Annotated in this window: 12 protein-coding genes; all 12 read left to right on the top strand. The window is 59.2% G+C overall.

Annotated elements, in window-relative coordinates; translation table 11 throughout:
* Window positions 1–67: 67 nt before the first annotated feature.
* On the top strand, window positions 68–718 hold the full coding sequence (locus tag J4E00_RS08605; RefSeq protein ID WP_208174731.1) for a pseudaminic acid biosynthesis-associated methylase: 651 nt from the start codon (window positions 68–70) through the stop codon (window positions 716–718).
* A complete protein-coding gene (locus tag J4E00_RS08600; protein ID WP_208174730.1) occupies window positions 718–1,452 on the top strand; it encodes a cytidylyltransferase domain-containing protein in 735 nt (244 codons plus the stop codon). The genes J4E00_RS08605 and J4E00_RS08600 overlap by 1 nt, the downstream gene beginning before the upstream one ends.
* The gene (locus J4E00_RS08595) at window positions 1,449–2,369 is read left to right on the top strand and encodes a class I SAM-dependent methyltransferase (protein WP_208174729.1); all 921 of its coding nucleotides are present in this window, start codon (window positions 1,449–1,451) and stop codon (window positions 2,367–2,369) included. The genes J4E00_RS08600 and J4E00_RS08595 overlap by 4 nt, the downstream gene beginning before the upstream one ends.
* A 95-nt stretch (window positions 2,370–2,464) precedes the next feature.
* On the top strand, window positions 2,465–3,211 hold the full coding sequence (locus J4E00_RS08590; protein ID WP_208174728.1) for a class I SAM-dependent methyltransferase: 747 nt from the start codon (window positions 2,465–2,467) through the stop codon (window positions 3,209–3,211).
* Window positions 3,212–3,245: 34 nt separating this feature from the next.
* The gene (locus J4E00_RS08585) at window positions 3,246–3,839 is read left to right on the top strand and encodes a GNAT family N-acetyltransferase (protein ID WP_208174727.1); all 594 of its coding nucleotides are present in this window, start codon (window positions 3,246–3,248) and stop codon (window positions 3,837–3,839) included.
* Window positions 3,811–5,760, top strand: a complete 1,950-nt coding sequence (locus tag J4E00_RS08580) for an NAD-dependent epimerase/dehydratase family protein (protein ID WP_208174726.1) — start codon at window positions 3,811–3,813, stop codon at window positions 5,758–5,760. The genes J4E00_RS08585 and J4E00_RS08580 overlap by 29 nt, the downstream gene beginning before the upstream one ends.
* Window positions 5,761–5,875: 115 nt before the next feature.
* Window positions 5,876–6,550, top strand: coding sequence for an HAD family hydrolase (locus J4E00_RS08575; protein WP_208174725.1), 675 nt, complete (start codon window positions 5,876–5,878; stop codon window positions 6,548–6,550).
* An 833-nt stretch (window positions 6,551–7,383) separates the two neighbouring features.
* Window positions 7,384–9,669 (top strand): WG repeat-containing protein, encoded by a 2,286-nt coding sequence (locus J4E00_RS08570; RefSeq protein ID WP_208174724.1) that lies wholly within the window; start codon window positions 7,384–7,386, stop codon window positions 9,667–9,669.
* Window positions 9,670–10,415: 746 nt separating this feature from the next.
* Window positions 10,416–11,459, top strand: coding sequence for a pseudaminic acid synthase (gene pseI / locus J4E00_RS08565; protein ID WP_208174723.1), 1,044 nt, complete (start codon window positions 10,416–10,418; stop codon window positions 11,457–11,459).
* Window positions 11,459–12,766 (top strand): hypothetical protein, encoded by a 1,308-nt coding sequence (locus J4E00_RS08560; protein ID WP_236049625.1) that lies wholly within the window; start codon window positions 11,459–11,461, stop codon window positions 12,764–12,766. Before pseI ends, J4E00_RS08560 begins: the two co-directional genes overlap by 1 nt.
* A 30-nt stretch (window positions 12,767–12,796) precedes the next feature.
* Entirely contained in the window at window positions 12,797–14,161 is a 1,365-nt protein-coding gene (locus J4E00_RS08555) for a DUF7033 domain-containing protein (protein ID WP_208174722.1), read from the top strand.
* Between the two features lie 48 nt (window positions 14,162–14,209).
* Window positions 14,210–15,691, top strand: coding sequence for a polysaccharide biosynthesis C-terminal domain-containing protein (locus J4E00_RS08550; RefSeq protein WP_208174721.1), 1,482 nt, complete (start codon window positions 14,210–14,212; stop codon window positions 15,689–15,691).

The raw sequence follows: 15,691 nt of genomic DNA, 5'->3' as shown, positions 1-15,691 counted from the left end.
CCTAAGTATTCACCCTCAACCCTTAAAACTTAACCCTCACTCCTAAACATTCAACAATCCTCCAGCTTTGCACACCCAACAAGAAGATTTCTGGTCCGGCGATTTTGGCCGCGAATACACTGACCGCAACTCACGCCCGCTCGACGAGTGGAATGCGTTTTATCGCGACCTATACGGCCACACCAAGCTGGAGATGAACGCCGAATTCCTCGGCGAGCTGCCCCGCGAGGCCCGGATTCTGGAAGTGGGCTGCAACACTGGCATGCAGCTGGTGGGCCTGCAGGCGGCCGGCTTCACCAACCTGTATGGCGTTGAGCTGCAGCAGTACGCCGTGGAGAAAGCCCGCGATTTCGTACGCGGCGTGAACATCCTACAAGGCAGCGGCTTCGACCTACCGTTCAAAGACAACTACTTCGATGTGACCTGCACCAACGGCGTGCTCATCCACATTGCGCCGGAGGATTTGCCGCGCATCATGGGCGAGATGGTCCGGACCTCGCGCCGTTACATCATGGGCTACGAGTATTACGCCCCCGAAACGACTCCCATCAAGTACCGCGGCAACGAGGGCTTCCTCTGGAAAACCGATTTCGCCCAAGTCTTCCTGAACAACTTTCCCAACCTCAGGCTGGTGAAGCAGAAGCTCTATCCCTACATCAACGATGCCGAGCGCGGCAACCAGGATGTGGTATATCTGCTCGAAAAAATAGCCGAATAATGCAGCGCGCCGGCATCATCTCCCAAGTGCGGATGGGTAGCACCCGACTGCCGAGCAAGGTATTGTTGCCCGCCGTTGGACACCCGCTGCTGGATTACCACGTAGCCCGCGCCCAGCAAAGCGGCCTGCCCATTTACCTGGCCACTACCACTGAGCCGGCCGATGACGAGCTGGCTGCCTACGCCGAAAGCCACGGCCTGCCCTACCACCGCGGCAGCGAGGCCGACGTGCTGGCCCGCTACTACGAGACGGCCCAGAAGTTTGGCCTCGACGTAGTGGTGCGCGTCACTTCCGACTGCCCACTGGTGGATGGTCCGCTGATTGGGGCCGCCGTGGCCCGTTACCTGGAAGAAGGCAACCCGATGGTATACCGCTCCAACTCCATCGTCCGCACCTTCCCACGCGGGCTGGATTTTGAGATTTTCTCGATGGAAATGCTGGCCGAAGCCTACGCCAACGCCACGCTGCCCTACGAGCGGGAGCACGTCACGCCCTATATAAAAGCTAATCCGGCCATGGCGGACCGCGTGATTTACCGCGACGAAGTGTGGCCCGGCGGCGACTTCAGCCGCTTCCGCATCACCCTGGATACAGCCGAGGACTACGAAGTACTGCGCCGACTAATTGAGGAGCACCATGCCGAACAGCTCAACGCGACCGACCTGCTGGCCCTGCTCGAAGCCCGGCCCGAGATTATGGCCCTGAACGCGCACATCGAGCAAAAGACCACATGAACCTGCCCGATACCTTACGCCTCAACGAGTTCGGCTTCTACGAAATCAAGCAAAAGCCTACGCCGGAGGAGCTGCGCGACTACTACGCCCGGCGCTACTATCAGGAAAACCTGACCACCTACCAGCCCGAATACCCGGCGGAGGAACTGGAGCACATCGAAGGCAAGCTGCGGCTGCGGCACTGGGTGCTGGAGCAGCTACGCAGCCCCGAAGCTGCGCCTAGAATGGTAACAGAAGGGGCAACAGCAAAGGGCTCGTTTCTCGACATCGGCTGCGGCGAGGGCTGGGCGCTGGACTACTTCCAACGGCAGGGCTGGGACGTGCTGGGACTGGATTTCAGCAGCTTCAGCGTGGAGAAATTTCACCCGAAGCTGCGGGAGCACCTGCGCACCGGCGACCTTTACGAGGAGGTAGAAAAGCTGGTGGCCGCCGGGCAGCAGTTCGATATCCTTTGGCTGGACAATGTCCTCGAACACGTCCTCGAACCTGCCGGGCTCCTGCGCCTCTGCCGTGAACTGATAAAGCCCAACGGCATATTGGTAGTGGACGTGCCGAACGATTTTTCGGCCCTGCAACAGCACTTGCTGGATAGTGGCCAAATCGACCGGCCGTTCTGGGTGGTACTACCCGACCACCTCTCCTATTTCAACCCAACCGGCTTACGCAACCTGGCCGAATCCACCGGCTGGCATGTAGCAAGAGTAATTGGTGACCAACCCATTGACCTCAACCTGCTGAACCCCGCTACTAACTACGTAATGGACCGCGCAGCTGGCAAAGGCGCTCACCAAACCCGCTTAGCTCAGGACAACTTTCTCCTGCGCACGGCCCCGCTCCCCGCCGTGGCCGCCTACTACGAAGCCTTGGCCGGCGTTGGGCTGGGCCGTAGTATTGTTGCATTTTTGCAGCCCGGTTAGTTAGTGATTAATGATTAGCGGTTAACGGTTAATGCCGTTCAATTGCTGCCTGATGAACTTCATAATCACTAACCACTAATCATTAATCACTAATTATGTCCTCCCCTATTTCCGTGCTCAGCGGGGCTTCGGCGCCCGAGCAGGCCCGCCGCGAAGGCTTCGCCCAGACGCTACGCGAGTCGCCGATTCCAAACACCGAGCTGCTCAACAACCTGGGCCTGTACCTGAACCGGCAGACGTTTTCGCGCCTGCTGTTCTTCACGGAACTGTACCAGCAAATCATTCCGGTGCACGGCGTGGCCATGGAATTTGGCGTGCGCTGGGGCCAGAACCTGGCGCTGATGCACGCCCTACGCGGCATCTACGAGCCGTTCAACTACAACCGCAAAATCATTGGTTTCGACACCTTCGGTGGCTTCCCGTCCGTGGATGCGAAGGACGGCGACCGGGTGAAAGCCGGCGACTACGCCGTGACGCCCGAATACCAGGCTTACCTCACCGAAATCCTGGCCCTGCACGAAGCTGACAGCCCCATCCCGCACAAGCGCAAGTTTGAGCTCGTGGCCGGCGACGCTTCCGAAACTGTGCCCCGCTACCTGCGCGACCACCCCGAAACCGTCATCGCCTTCGCCTACTTCGATTTCGACATCTACGCCCCCACCAAGGCTTGCCTCGAAGCCATCCGACCCCGCCTGACCAAAGGCGCCATCGTGGCCTTCGACGAGTTGAACTGCCCCGAGTTTCCGGGCGAAACTCTGGCGTTCGACGAGGTTTTCGGCGTGGCGAATTACGCCCTGCGCCGCAGCCCGCTCAATCCGCTGATTTCGTATTTGGTGGTGTAGCACGTCATGCTGCCTTCCTACTTTGCTTCCAAACGTGACCACCTACCGCTCCCTCGCGCAGTCTGAATTTTGCCACGGCGCCTACCGCCTCGTCCCCATTCGCTACGAAGACCGGGAGCCCATCCGGGCCTGGCGCAACGCCCAACTAGAAATACTGCGCCAGGCCGCGCCGCTCACCGCCGAGCAGCAAGACTCTTATTTTCAGCGCATCGTGCTGCCGCTGTTTGAGCAGGAGCAGCCAGGACAGCTGTTGTTTTCGCTTTTGCACCACGATGAGTTGGTGGCCTACGGCGGTCTCGTGCACATCTCCTGGGCTGATGCCCGCGCCGAGGTTTCGTTTTTGGTGGAGCCCGGGCGGGCGGCAGATGCGGCCACGTATCGGCAGGATTTTTTGGCGCACCTGCGGCTGCTGGGGCAGGCGGCCTTTGAAGGACTGAAATTCAACCGCTTGTTTACCGAAACCTACGACATTCGCCCGGCTCACGTCGCCATCTTGGAGGAGGCCGGGTTTCGATTAGAGGGCCGGCTGCGGCAGCATATCCAGTTGCAGCCCGGTACTTTTGCCGACTCACTGATGCACGGCCAGCTGGCCGCCGACTATGCCACAGCCTTTGGAACTGCCCTTTAAACGAATCTTCATCAGCGGCGGGGCCGGCGTGATTGGCCAGGAAATGACGCGCCGCCTGGCCGCTCTCAACGCTGATATTCAAGTGTTGGTGGGCGACCTCAAGCCCCAGCCGGCCGACTTCCCGACTCAATTCCAATATCGCCAGGGCGACCTTAACTTCCTCACCGAAACGGAAATCGGCGCGTTTGCGCCCGATTTGTTCATCCATCTCGCCGCCACCTTCGAGCGCTCCACCGAAACCTACGGCTTCTGGGAGGAGAATTTCCGGCACAACGTGCAGCTCAGCCACCACCTGATGACGGTGCAGAAAGACCTGCCCTCGTTGCGCCGCGTAGTGTTCGCCTCCAGCTACCTCATCTACGACCCGGCCCTGTACAACTTCGCCGCGGTGCCGGCCCAGCCGCGCAGCCTGGGCGAAACCGACCCCATCCTGCCCCGCAACCTGACGGGCATGGCCAAGCTGGCCCACGAAATCGAGCTGCGTTTTTTGGATACCTTTCGAGCCCAGCAGTTTAGCACCGTCGCCCCACGCATCTACCGGGGCTACGGGCGCAACGGGCGCGACATTACCTCGCGCTGGGTCCGAATGCTACTGGCCGGCGAGGAAATCACCGTGTATGGCGCGGAGTCGTTTTTCGACTACCTCTACGCCGCCGATACGGCAGAGGGCCTACTCCACCTGGCCGCCGCCGAAACCGTAACTGGCATCGTGAACCTCGGCACCGGCCGCGCCCGCCGCGTATCCGATGTGGTGGACGTGCTCCGTCAGAACTTCCCGGGCATGCGGGCCAACTACGTGGCTTCGGACATTCCTTTTGAAGCTTCCCAGGCCGATATGACCCTGTGGAGCAGTCAAATAGATTGGCTGCCGCCGACCACGCTGGAAGTTGCCATCCCCGAAATCATCGCCTATGAGCGCGCCCGCCAAGCCACAACTGCTGCTACAGAGGCGAAAGCAGCGGGTCACGTTCTCATTAGCAGCGTTTCGGCTAAAGTGCCGCTGGCTGAAGCTGTCAAGCATGCCGCCAAGCGTATCAGCCCCGGCAGCAAAGTCATCGGCGGCGACCTGAACCCGCAGGCGCTGGCATTCTATTACACTGATGAGCAGTGGATAACTCCGCTCACCAACGACGACAACCTACCCGAAATTATTGCGCATTGCCAGGCCCAGGGCATCACGCGCATCATTCCGACCCGCGACGGCGAACTGGCCTTCTGGGCCCGACACCGGACGGCGCTCGCCGATGCCGGCATTGCCGTACTGGTGAGCGAGCCTACTGCCGTACAGCGCTGCCTTGATAAGTTGGAATTCAGCACTTTCGGCCAGCAGAATGGGCTGCCCGTTATTCCCACCAGCCTCAATATTGAAACGCTGGTAAACCATCAGACCGAGGCTTTTGTGGTGAAGGAGCGGTACGGCGCCGGTTCGCTCAGCCTCGGCCTCAATCTCCCTTATGCGGCTGCTGTGGCCCATGCTCAAACCCTGGAAGAGCCGATTTTTCAGCCCTTCCTTCAAGGTCAGGAAATCAGTGTAGACGGTTACGTGAGCCGCACCGGCAAGGTGCACGGCCTTGTGGCTCGCACCCGCGATGTTATCGTGCGCGGCGAATCGCAAGTCACCACCACCTTCCACGACCCGGCGCTGCTGGCCCGCCTCACGCCCATCGTGGAGCAGTTGGGTCTCTACGGCCCTTTCGTGCTTCAAGCCCTGCTCACGCCCGATGGCGGCCTGCACCTCATTGAATGCAACTGCCGCTTTGGCGGGGCATCCACGCTGGGAATTGCGGCGGGCGTCGATTCCTTCTTCTGGTTTTTGCAGGAAGCCGCTGGAGCCGATTTGAACCTATTCCCGTTCCAGCCCGCGCCGGGTCCTCTGCGCCAGGTGCGCGCGGCGGCCGACGTGGTGATGCCCGCGCTCTAGAGACGCGACCCTTCGCGTCTCGGCGTTGAACGACCGGAGTCACATCGTTAAGGATTCTGCTTTCAGCTAATGAGACGCAAACTATTGCTTCTCAACACCATTACCATTCCCGCGAATGCCCGTTCTCGTTTTCGACCTTGACGACACGCTTTACCCGGAGCTGAGTTATGTGCACAGCGGCTTCCGGGCCGTAGCGGCGTTTCTGAGCCCGTTGCTGGGCGTGCCGGCCGAGTCCTTAGCGGCGGGCATGATGGCCGAGGAAGCCGTGCAAGGCCGGGGACAAGTATTTGATAACGTGCTTCGTCAGCACGGGCGCTGGAGCAAGGCAATGGTAACCGCGTGCCTGCGCACCTACCGCCAGCATAAGCCCACGCTCAGCTTATACCCCGATGCCGAACGGTGCCTCGCGCGCTTTGCCAACTGGCCGATTTACATCGTGACCGATGGCCACAAGGAGGTGCAGGCCCGCAAGGTAGCCGCGCTGGGCCTGGCCAACCGAGTGCGCCACGCCTACCTCACCAATCGCTACGGCCGCCACCGCGCCAAGCCCGACCCGCACGTTTTCCAGCTGATTTGCCGCCGTGAGGGCGTGCAGCCGGAGGAGGTGACGTATGTGGGCGACAATGTGTGCAAGGATTTTGTGGGCATCAAGCCACTGGGCTTTAAGACAGTGCGTATCCTACGGGGCAATTATGCCCACTACGAGGCCGATGCAGCGCACGAAGCAGCCAGGAGCATTCACTCTCTGGATGAGTTGACCGAAGAATCGCTGAGCACGTCATTCCAATAAAAGCTAGAAGAAGTTATTTCTACCGAATTGAATTAGAGGTAGAAGTGTAAACTCAAAACACCGTTTCGCTAAACGAATAGTAGACCTCGCCCATCAACCCGAATGACTAAACTGAGCTTGGGTTTTCTGCTATTGTCCCCCTTGGGGCTCTGGGCCCAAGGGCCCGCGCAGGGCGGGGGCCTGCATATTACGCACCTGTATTTGCCACAAGGTACTCGGTTCATTCAAGTAGACCGTTCAGCAGTAAGCGTGCGCCTCTTTCTGCTAGCGGACACCATCCCCTCCGCGCTTATCAGCTACGAGTGGACCAAAAAAGATGACCGGTATGACGACGCTTGGGTACAAGATTTTACTTGGGTGCCAGCCGGCGGCCCGGCCAGCCGGCTCTATGTACAACTGGGGCTTCAGCAGATGGTGATTGATTTTTCCCACTTGAGACCGGCCACCCCCGCCGGCGACACCGAAATAGCGGACACGCTCGTGTTTCGGCCCGGTTATTTTCAGGTGGCCCTGCAGCCGGCTCCATTGCAATGGCGCAAGGGGCAATTCTACGTTATTCACTCGTACCGACAAGTGCAACGCGCCACTATTTACCACCATCGTGTTAGGCCAGCACTTCTCCTCCCTGGAAAGCTTAGAAAAAGGAGTGACCACTGAACAGTGGCAGTATAACGCTCCTCTCACCAAACAGCGCGCGTTTACGGCCCTACCGTTTCAGTAAACCTTCTTGAAGAAAATTACGCTCCGCTTGCGGGGCGCTGGGCGGGGCCTGCTCCGAGCCATACCGGTTGCCCCCGTTTCCACGGAACAAGATGTTTTGCCTATTTTTCAAGATGAGAAGAATACGTTTTTGGTTCATGTTGGGACTATTACTTGGCGGAACGGAACTTGCGCCGCTGCTTGCCCAGCCGCCGTTACCCACCGGGACGCTACGCGAGGTCCTCCGATTGGAGCCCGCTGCCCAGCCGCCGGGTGGGCTCATCCCGTACCGGGCGGGCAAACTACTGGCGTACGCCGACACCGGCGGCCGGGTCGTTATTCCGCCCTTTGGCCGTTGGCCTGGCGTGTCGTACACCCGCTTTTTCAAAGATGGCGTTGTCGCGGTTCATCCGCTACTGAAATACGTGACACCTTTACCCAACGATGCGGCTCGCCGGGGTGAACCGGTGCGTTTGGCACTCCTCAACGCTCGCGGCGAGGTGCTGTTGGTACGCCGCTCGGAAGCCGCCGTGCGCCAGCCGGACGGTAGCTTGCGCATTGTACCTGCTTGGCAGGCCCACGGCCAGCCAGAAGCGTGGGAAGTGCCTATTTATGAGTCGCCCAATACCTTTTTCGATAGCTGGATTGTCGCACCCAACTTGCACTCCTCGGTTGCCGCTCCCGCGCGGGCTACGGGCCTCCCGCTTTCCGATACCCTCGTTTGGGAACAGTCCTATAATCACCCTGCTAGCAATACCCCGAACTTGCCTCACCTGCCGTGGTTGGGAATAGGACGGGTAGCTAAGCTAATGGAAAAAGCAACACCGCCGGGCAACGGCGATTCCGGGCGACGCTGGGCCCTGGCCGATGCGCAAGGCCACGAACTGACCGCCTATAAGTATGCGGAGATACATCGCTTTAGTAACGGAATTGCAGTTGCACAGCTGCCGAGCGCGGTAAACCTGGACCATCCGCTGTCCCGAAAAACGAAAGATGAGCAGAAGTATCAGGCATACTATACTTACCTTGACTCAATGGGGCAGCAAATAACACCCGCTCTATTTACGATAGCTGGCACCTTTCGGAAAGGCCGGGCAGTGGTAGCTAATGGTAGCCGGATGGGGGTAATCGATGTAAGGGGAAATTTTATAGTGCCCCTAGACCAGCAGGTCGCAAAAGGCCCTGATGCAAGTGGCTACATTGCCCTGGTGAAGGCGGGGAAAACCGACCGCGACGACCATGCCGTTACGATACTGTCTCCTACCGGAAAACCACCCATTGCCCGCACCTTTACGGACTTCGGGGGATTCCGCCAAGGACGGGCTGAAGTAAGTGAGGGTGGGCGGGCAGGTCTGATTGACGAGGGTGGTAACTGGATAACCCCCTTAAAATACGAGCGGCTTCGAACCCCCGTTGGGCTACACAGCGACGCTTATGATGCCGACGATTATCCTCCTGCGGTTGGTGAATCTGCCCCTCCGTATACCAAACTATTTCAGACCTTTCACTTCCCGGATTCAACCATGCTGGTGGGCGTTCGCGCCGGTAAAATCGGGCTAGTGGACCGCGTCACCGGTCAGGAAGTGGTGTCGGCCCGCTACGACACCGTGGTGCTCAACCCCTGCCACGGCATGGCCTGCCTGCGGCGAGGAGGCACCGACTACTTGGTTTCGAGCTTTAATGGAAAAGAAGTAGCCGCCACCTACCAAGGGTACGATTTTCTGACAGCCCAAGGCCGACGCTTGCTGGTGATGCGCGCCCACCCCACCCGGTGGGCCCTGGCCGACACGCTGGCGCAGTTGCGCACCCCCTGGCTGCCCGGTTTGGGCCATCCAACTGCGCATGGACACTTGGTGAGCACCTTAGGCATCATGGTCGATTCTTCCACCCTCACCCTTCGCTCCCCAGAAGGTAAACGCTTACTCAAGGCTGGAAAAATTGCCCAGCCCTTTTGGGACGAGATATGGCACGAGTCAAAAGGGGATGAGTATTACCAGCTATTCCTTGAGGGAGAATCGCCGGACAATCACTATCAATTGCCGGTAACAGTAACTTACCCTTATGCAAAGGGTGTTTATTTCACTTATAGTCCGACTGACAAAGTAAAGCGCATTTACGATGCTCACCTGCATCCGCTTGGCACCTTACCAAATCCGCCCAGAGATAGTAGACAACGGCTAGTATTAATGGAAAGCGGATGGAGTGTGTTAATGGAAACCGTGGGCGAGGGCATTAAGTCGAAACAGGTTGTTCGGCAATCATACACCGACACCGGACAAGCGTTGCCACCTCCTCCCACCGGGTCCACGTGGGAAATAAGCGAGCGGGGTGATTACCCCCGTATGTGGCGCATATGCGGCGTGCTCCCCTCAACGTTGGGCTATGTGACCCGAGGGAAGCGCCACCTGTGGACGGATTAAGGAGCCTAACATCTTTCTTAATTGGTGCGGGCCTCGTTTACCTTGCGACCGTTTTCGCGAACTTGAAAATGGATGCGTGGGCATCGGTACCTGTTGGTAAGTAATCGGTAAAGAAGTCCGCGTTGTGCTTATTGTACTATTAAGAAGATGGCGTACCATATTCCCCACAGACCTAAGACAAACGCAACTACCAGAAATATCCATCCTTCCACTTTGTATTCTCGGGGTTGCGCGCGCAACCAACCCCAGCCCTTGAGTCCTATATACAAGGCTAATGGCAACAGGACGAAAAAGATACCCCTCAAGAGGATAGGACGTAGGTCGTACCCCATCGGCTCGGACAGCAACAAAGACACTAGCAACAAGGGGTGAAAGGACAAGGACTTCGTTATAAGGCAAGCTAAGAATAAACGGGGCGCTCGTTTCTTGGTCGGTTGGCTAACTAAGAAAGCCATACAGAAATTAATACGCTCGGTTTAGTGAACTACGATAGAGAAATCGTTACCCAACGTTAATAGCCCACCGCGGTGCAAGAGGAGTTTAAGAAACTCGTTTACGATTCAAAGTTTACGAAACTAATTCATTGGACGAGTTTCGTGAACTCAAAATAGTATTCTGCTTTGCACTCTCTGCAGGGTAGGTTCAGCCGAAAACCATCCTGATGCAGCCCGCCGCAATTAGCACCCCTAAAACGCACCTGCTCCCTCCAGCCGCTACCTTTGCAGTTCGCTTTGACTTGCTCTGAAATGACCGAAATATCCATTGGCGGCCGCCCGGTTGGCCCCGCGCACAAGCCGTTTATCATCGCTGAAATGTCGGGCAACCACAACCAGAGCCTGGAACGGGCACTGGCGTTGGTGGATGCCGCCGCTGCGGCTGGCGTCGATGCCCTTAAGCTACAGACCTATACCGCCGATACCATTACCATGGACACCGGCTTTGCCATCGACGAGGAAGGGCAGTCGCTGTGGGAAGGCAAAAACCTCTACAAGCTCTACGAGGAAGCGCATACGCCCTGGGAATGGCACGCCGAGCTGTTTGCCCGCGCCCGGCAGCACGGCATGCTGGCCTTCAGCTCCCCATTTGATGAGACGGCGGTAGATTTTCTGGAAACGCTGGACGTGCCGGCCTACAAAATTGCCTCTTTCGAAAATGCCCACTGGCCGCTGCTGCGCAAGGTAGCTGCCACTGGCAAACCCGTGATTGTGAGCACCGGCGCCGCCACTCTGGCCGAAATTGACGACGCCGTGCGGGTGCTCCGCGAAGCTGGCTGCCGCGAGCTGGTGCTGCTGAAATGCACCAGCACCTACCCCGCCTCGCCGGCCAATACCAACCTGCGCACCATTCCGGTGCTGGCCGAAACCTTCGGCTGCCCCATCGGTCTGAGCGACCACACCATGGGCGTGGGCGCCAGCGTAGCGGCCGTTGCCCTGGGCGCCTGCGTTATTGAGAAGCACTTCACCACCAGTCGAGCCGAGGGCGGCGTCGATTCCGCGTTTTCGCTGGAGCCGCACGAGTTGAAGCTATTGGTGGAAGAAACCGAACGGGCGCACCAAGCGCTGGGCGGGGTGCAGCTTTGCATCCAGACGGGCGAGGAAAAAAGCCGGCTCTACAAGCGCAGCATCTACGTGTCGAAGCCAATTGCGGCCGGCGAGGAATTCACCACGGATAACCTGAAAATCATTCGCCCTGGCGACGGGCTCTGGCCACGTCATTGGGAAACGGTGCTGGGCCGCAAGGCCGTGAAGGACCTCAAGCCCGGTACCCCGCTGACCTGGGAGGCGCTGTAATGCCGGAGCCAACGCTGCCACTCATTGCGCGCCTACGCGACATTCTGCAGCTGCGCTTCACCGCCATATTCGCGGCGCTGCCAGCAGCCGCACTGGCCAATATTTCGCCCGCTAATCCCGTAAAACGGCTGGCGCGGGTGCTGGGCTATGCAGGGTTGCGGCTGGTGGGCAACATCTTCCAGCCCATCAAAAACCGTGAGGACTTGCACGGCAAGGTGTGGCTTTACGTGGTGAGCGCCAATAACTACGATGCATTAGAATTCATCCAAAAGGCCCGGCCCGATGCTGTGCTGTTGGCGGGCCAGGCAAAGAATATTGGACGTTACAATGCGGCGGTAAACCGGTTGCCCCTGCGACGCAAGCTGCTGTATTACTGGCAATTCCCCGTTGCATTCTTTGGGTTGCTGCGCACCGATGGCGGGCGGGCGTGGCGGTTTTTCGACTTCATCTTCTACGCCATCGGTTACTACGAGGTGTACCGCCGGGCGCTGCGCCACTACCAGCCGCGGGCGGTGGTATTTTCCAACGACCACAACGACGACACCCGCTCCCTGCTGCTGGCCTGCCGCGCCGAGGGTGTGCCCACCGCCTACGTGCAGCACGCCAGCGTGAGTGCCAACTTCCCGCCGTTAGGCTTTGATTTGAGCCTGCTGGAAGGCGAGGATGCGCTGGAAAAATACCGCCTGTGCGGCCCCGTGCGCGGCCGGGTGGAGCTGGTGGGCATGCCCAAAGCCGACGCCTACCTCAGCCAGAAAAACACTGCGCCTGCCGTGCGTCGCGTGGGCATCGCCTGCAACATCCACGACCCCATGCCGGCGCTGGTCGATACGCTGGTGTACCTGGTACAGGAACTGCCGGAACTGACCTTCACCCTGCGCCCGCACCCCAGCGACGGCCGCGACTTTGAGCCGCTGCGGCAGCGGCTGCCCACCCTACAATGGTCGAGCGCCCGGCAGGAAAACGTATTCGATTTCCTGCTGCGGCAGGATGCGCTGGTGGCCGCCGATACCTCTACCCACCTCGAAGCCACGCTGCTGAACGTAGCCAGCATCTACTTCCGCTTCGGCACCAACAAGCTCACCAACGACTACTACGGCTACGCCGCCCGGGGCCTCGTGGAGCGGGCTGACTCGCCCGCCGAGCTGGCCGCCGCCCTGCGCCGCTATGCCCAACACAAACCCGCTGACCTCTACCGCCGCGCCGCTTACTACAATGCGACGTTGGGCACGCCCGATGAGGGTCGGAGCCAGATTCGCACCGTGGCGCTGCTGAATGACTGGCTGAATAATGGCGCGCCAATCCATTGACATTTTAATACTTTTTAGCAGCTTTTAGCAATGTCTGTTCCTGCCCCACTACCACCAATTAATGCAGCCCCGGTTTCGGCTGCGAAGCGGTTGGCGTATGTGTTGCGGCATTTCCGACTGGTTTACCCCAATGCACCAGACGTGGCCATTGGCTACGCCGACAGCCAGCCGGCTATCACGGTAACCGATGGTGCCGGCACTTTTTTCCAGCAAAACACGCCCTACCCTGCCGAGCCTAACTACCGCGACTGGGCCGGGCAGCGAATCCCTTTCTTCTTCGACCATCAGGCTGAAGCCCCCCTGCTGACGCTGAGCGCCGGGCGCGCTGCCATCAACGCCGATATTATTTCGGCGGCCTTCTACTTGCTCAGCGGCTGGCAGGAATATTTCTTGGATACACGGGACCGCCACGGCCGCTTCCCCTACGCGGCCAGCGTGCAAAAGCAATATGGCTTCGTAGCTCTGCCCGTGGTCAACTACTATTTTGATGTGCTGAAGACAGCCGTGGAGCACGTCAGCGGCCAGAGGCTGCAGACGCGGCGTTGGGCTGGCGCGGCCCCGTTCGCCGCCTTCATCACCCACGATATCGACAACCTGCGTAGTGGCTGGAAAGCCCCCGCCAAAGCAGCGCTGAAGCAAGGCCAGCTCCTGCGTTTCGGTCAGCAGCTCTGGCGGCACCTAACGCAGCCCGACGCTTGGGACAATCTGGAAACCGTGGCCGATACGGTGGCCAGCTACGGGGCCAGGTCCACATTTTTCATGCTGCTGGAACGTCGACCGGGAGTTGATGGCACTCCCAATGCCGACTACGCCATCACCCCGGCATTGCGGCAGCGCCTGCAGCTGCTCAAGCAGCAGGGTTCCGAAATCTGCCTCCACGGTAGCATTGGCACGGCTGCGGATGTGGCGCACCTGGGCCGGGAGGTTAAAATACTGCAGCCAGACACTCAGGGCCTACGCTTCCATTACCTGCGCTGGGAGCCTCGGTCTACACCGAATTTGATAGATGCTGCCGAGTGCTTCCGCTACGATTCTACGCTGGGCTTTGCAGAGCATTTCGGGTTCCGCAACTCCTACTGCCACCCGTTCTTCCCATTCAATTTTGCCACTGGCGAAGCCCATACTTTCCTGGAAATCCCCCTCAACGTGATGGATGCCACTTTGCACCATCCCAACTACTTGCAACTGCAACCACAGGACATTATGCCGGCGTTGCAGCCCATGTTGGCCGAGGTTGAGCGATTTGTCGGCGTGGCTACTGTGCTCTGGCACAACGACCATTTCGACCCCGCCAACACCGTCACCGGCCCGCGCCAGTTTGCCGAAATCATGGGCTACCTGCGGCCGCGCGGTGCGGCTTTCCTGACCGGGAGCCAGATTATGGCCGAACTTTGAGGCCGTTGCGGTCAACATTACGCAGTCACTCATTTACACACTTACCATTTGGGCATCGTTCAGCGCCAGGGCATTCGCAACACCCTGATTTCTTATGTTGGGCTGGCTATCGGCTTTGCCAACACCATTCTGGTGCTGCCCCGACTGCTTTCACCGGCTCAGATTGGCCTTACGGCCAGCGTGTTGCTACCAATGGCCACCATTGGGGCGCAGGTGGCCTCCTTCGGGTTTGCCAACATGGGCATCCGGTACTTTCCTTTTTTCCGGAACCAGGGACGCAACCATGCCGGCTTTTTTCCGCTGCTGCTGGGGCCGCCATTACTGGGTTTCGTGGTGGTGGCGCTGGCCATGCTGGTGGGCAAGCCGCTGCTTTTGCACTGGTACGCCAAGGACGATGCGGAATTGCTGGCACCGCACTACCTGGCGGCTATTGCGCTGGCGGGCTGCATCATGCTGGGCTCGTTGCAGGATGCTTACCTGCGCTCGCTTTATCACACCTCATTCTCCTCGTTTTGTCAGGAAATTCTGTTGCGCCTGATGTTGGTAGGCGCGGCCATTGCCTACAGCCAAGGCTACATCAGCTTCCATGGTTTTGTGCTGGCCTACGTGGGGGCTTACGCGGTGGTGGCAGTGCTGTTAGCCATTTACCTGGCAGCCATTGGGGAACTGCACTTACGGCCCACGCGCGCCGCGCTACGCATCAAGCCGCTACGCGAGATGCTGGGCTTTGGGGCGTTTGTGCTGCTCAGCAACATATCCGGCACGGTGCTGCTCAACATCGACAGCCTGATGGTAGGCACGAAGGTGAGCCTCGCAGCCGCCGGCATCTACCTCATTGCCACCAACGTGAGCACGGCCCTGGTCCTCCCCTTTCGGGCGCTCTACAAAACAGCTTTTTCGCTCATCGCCGAATATTGGAAGGAAGACAACATGGCCAAGATGGCCGACTTCTACCGCCGCAGCACCCGCATCAACACGCTGCTGGGCTGCTACCTGGCCCTCGGCATTGGCCTAAATCTGCCGTTCATCTACGGCCTCATCCACAAACCCGAGTACGCGGCAGGCAGCGCCGCTGTGCTTCTGCTGCTGGCCGGCCGGCTGTTCGATGGCATCACCGGCGTCAACGGCATCATCGTGGCTACTTCGCCTCGCTACCGGTTCGATTTGGTGTTCAATATCTCCCTGGCCGCTGCCGTGGTAGCGCTCAACTGGATACTGATTCCACGGATGGAGCTGAACGGGGCGGCACTCGCCTACTGCATTGCGCTGGTTAGCATCAACACGGCGCGCACTTGGTTTGTATGGCGCAGCTACGGCATGCAGCCCTTCGACGGCAAAATTCTACGCATTTTGCTCGTGGCGGCCGGGGCCGGGTTCGCCGCCTGGGTGCTACCCGATACCGGCAATGCCTTCCTCACGCTGCTCATGCGGGGTAGCGTACTCACGGCGCTGTATGGCACGGGCGTGCTGCTCACCGGCACGGCGCCGGAAGCACAGGCGCTATTAATTAAGGTTCGCAAGCGCCGCTAA

Source organism: Hymenobacter negativus (assembly GCF_017571495.1).
GTDB lineage: Bacteria > Bacteroidota > Bacteroidia > Cytophagales > Hymenobacteraceae > Hymenobacter > Hymenobacter negativus.
Note: the sequence above shows the minus strand (reverse complement) of the source record. Positions and strands in the feature narration are given on the sequence as shown.

Excerpts from the sequence above, each read along its gene's own strand:
- J4E00_RS08600 (WP_208174730.1), top strand. The coding sequence starts at position 718 with ATGCAGCGCGCCGGCATCATCTCCCAAGTGCGGATGGGTAGCACCCGA.
- J4E00_RS08595 (WP_208174729.1), top strand. The coding sequence starts at position 1,449 with ATGAACCTGCCCGATACCTTACGCCTCAACGAGTTCGGCTTCTACGAA.
- J4E00_RS08590 (WP_208174728.1), top strand. The coding sequence starts at position 2,465 with ATGTCCTCCCCTATTTCCGTGCTCAGCGGGGCTTCGGCGCCCGAGCAG.
- J4E00_RS08580 (WP_208174726.1), top strand. The coding sequence starts at position 3,811 with ATGCCACAGCCTTTGGAACTGCCCTTTAAACGAATCTTCATCAGCGGC.
- J4E00_RS08575 (WP_208174725.1), top strand. The coding sequence starts at position 5,876 with ATGCCCGTTCTCGTTTTCGACCTTGACGACACGCTTTACCCGGAGCTG.
- J4E00_RS08570 (WP_208174724.1), top strand. The coding sequence starts at position 7,384 with ATGAGAAGAATACGTTTTTGGTTCATGTTGGGACTATTACTTGGCGGA.
- pseI (WP_208174723.1), top strand. The coding sequence starts at position 10,416 with ATGACCGAAATATCCATTGGCGGCCGCCCGGTTGGCCCCGCGCACAAG.
- J4E00_RS08560 (WP_236049625.1), top strand. The coding sequence starts at position 11,459 with ATGCCGGAGCCAACGCTGCCACTCATTGCGCGCCTACGCGACATTCTG.
- J4E00_RS08555 (WP_208174722.1), top strand. The coding sequence starts at position 12,797 with ATGTCTGTTCCTGCCCCACTACCACCAATTAATGCAGCCCCGGTTTCG.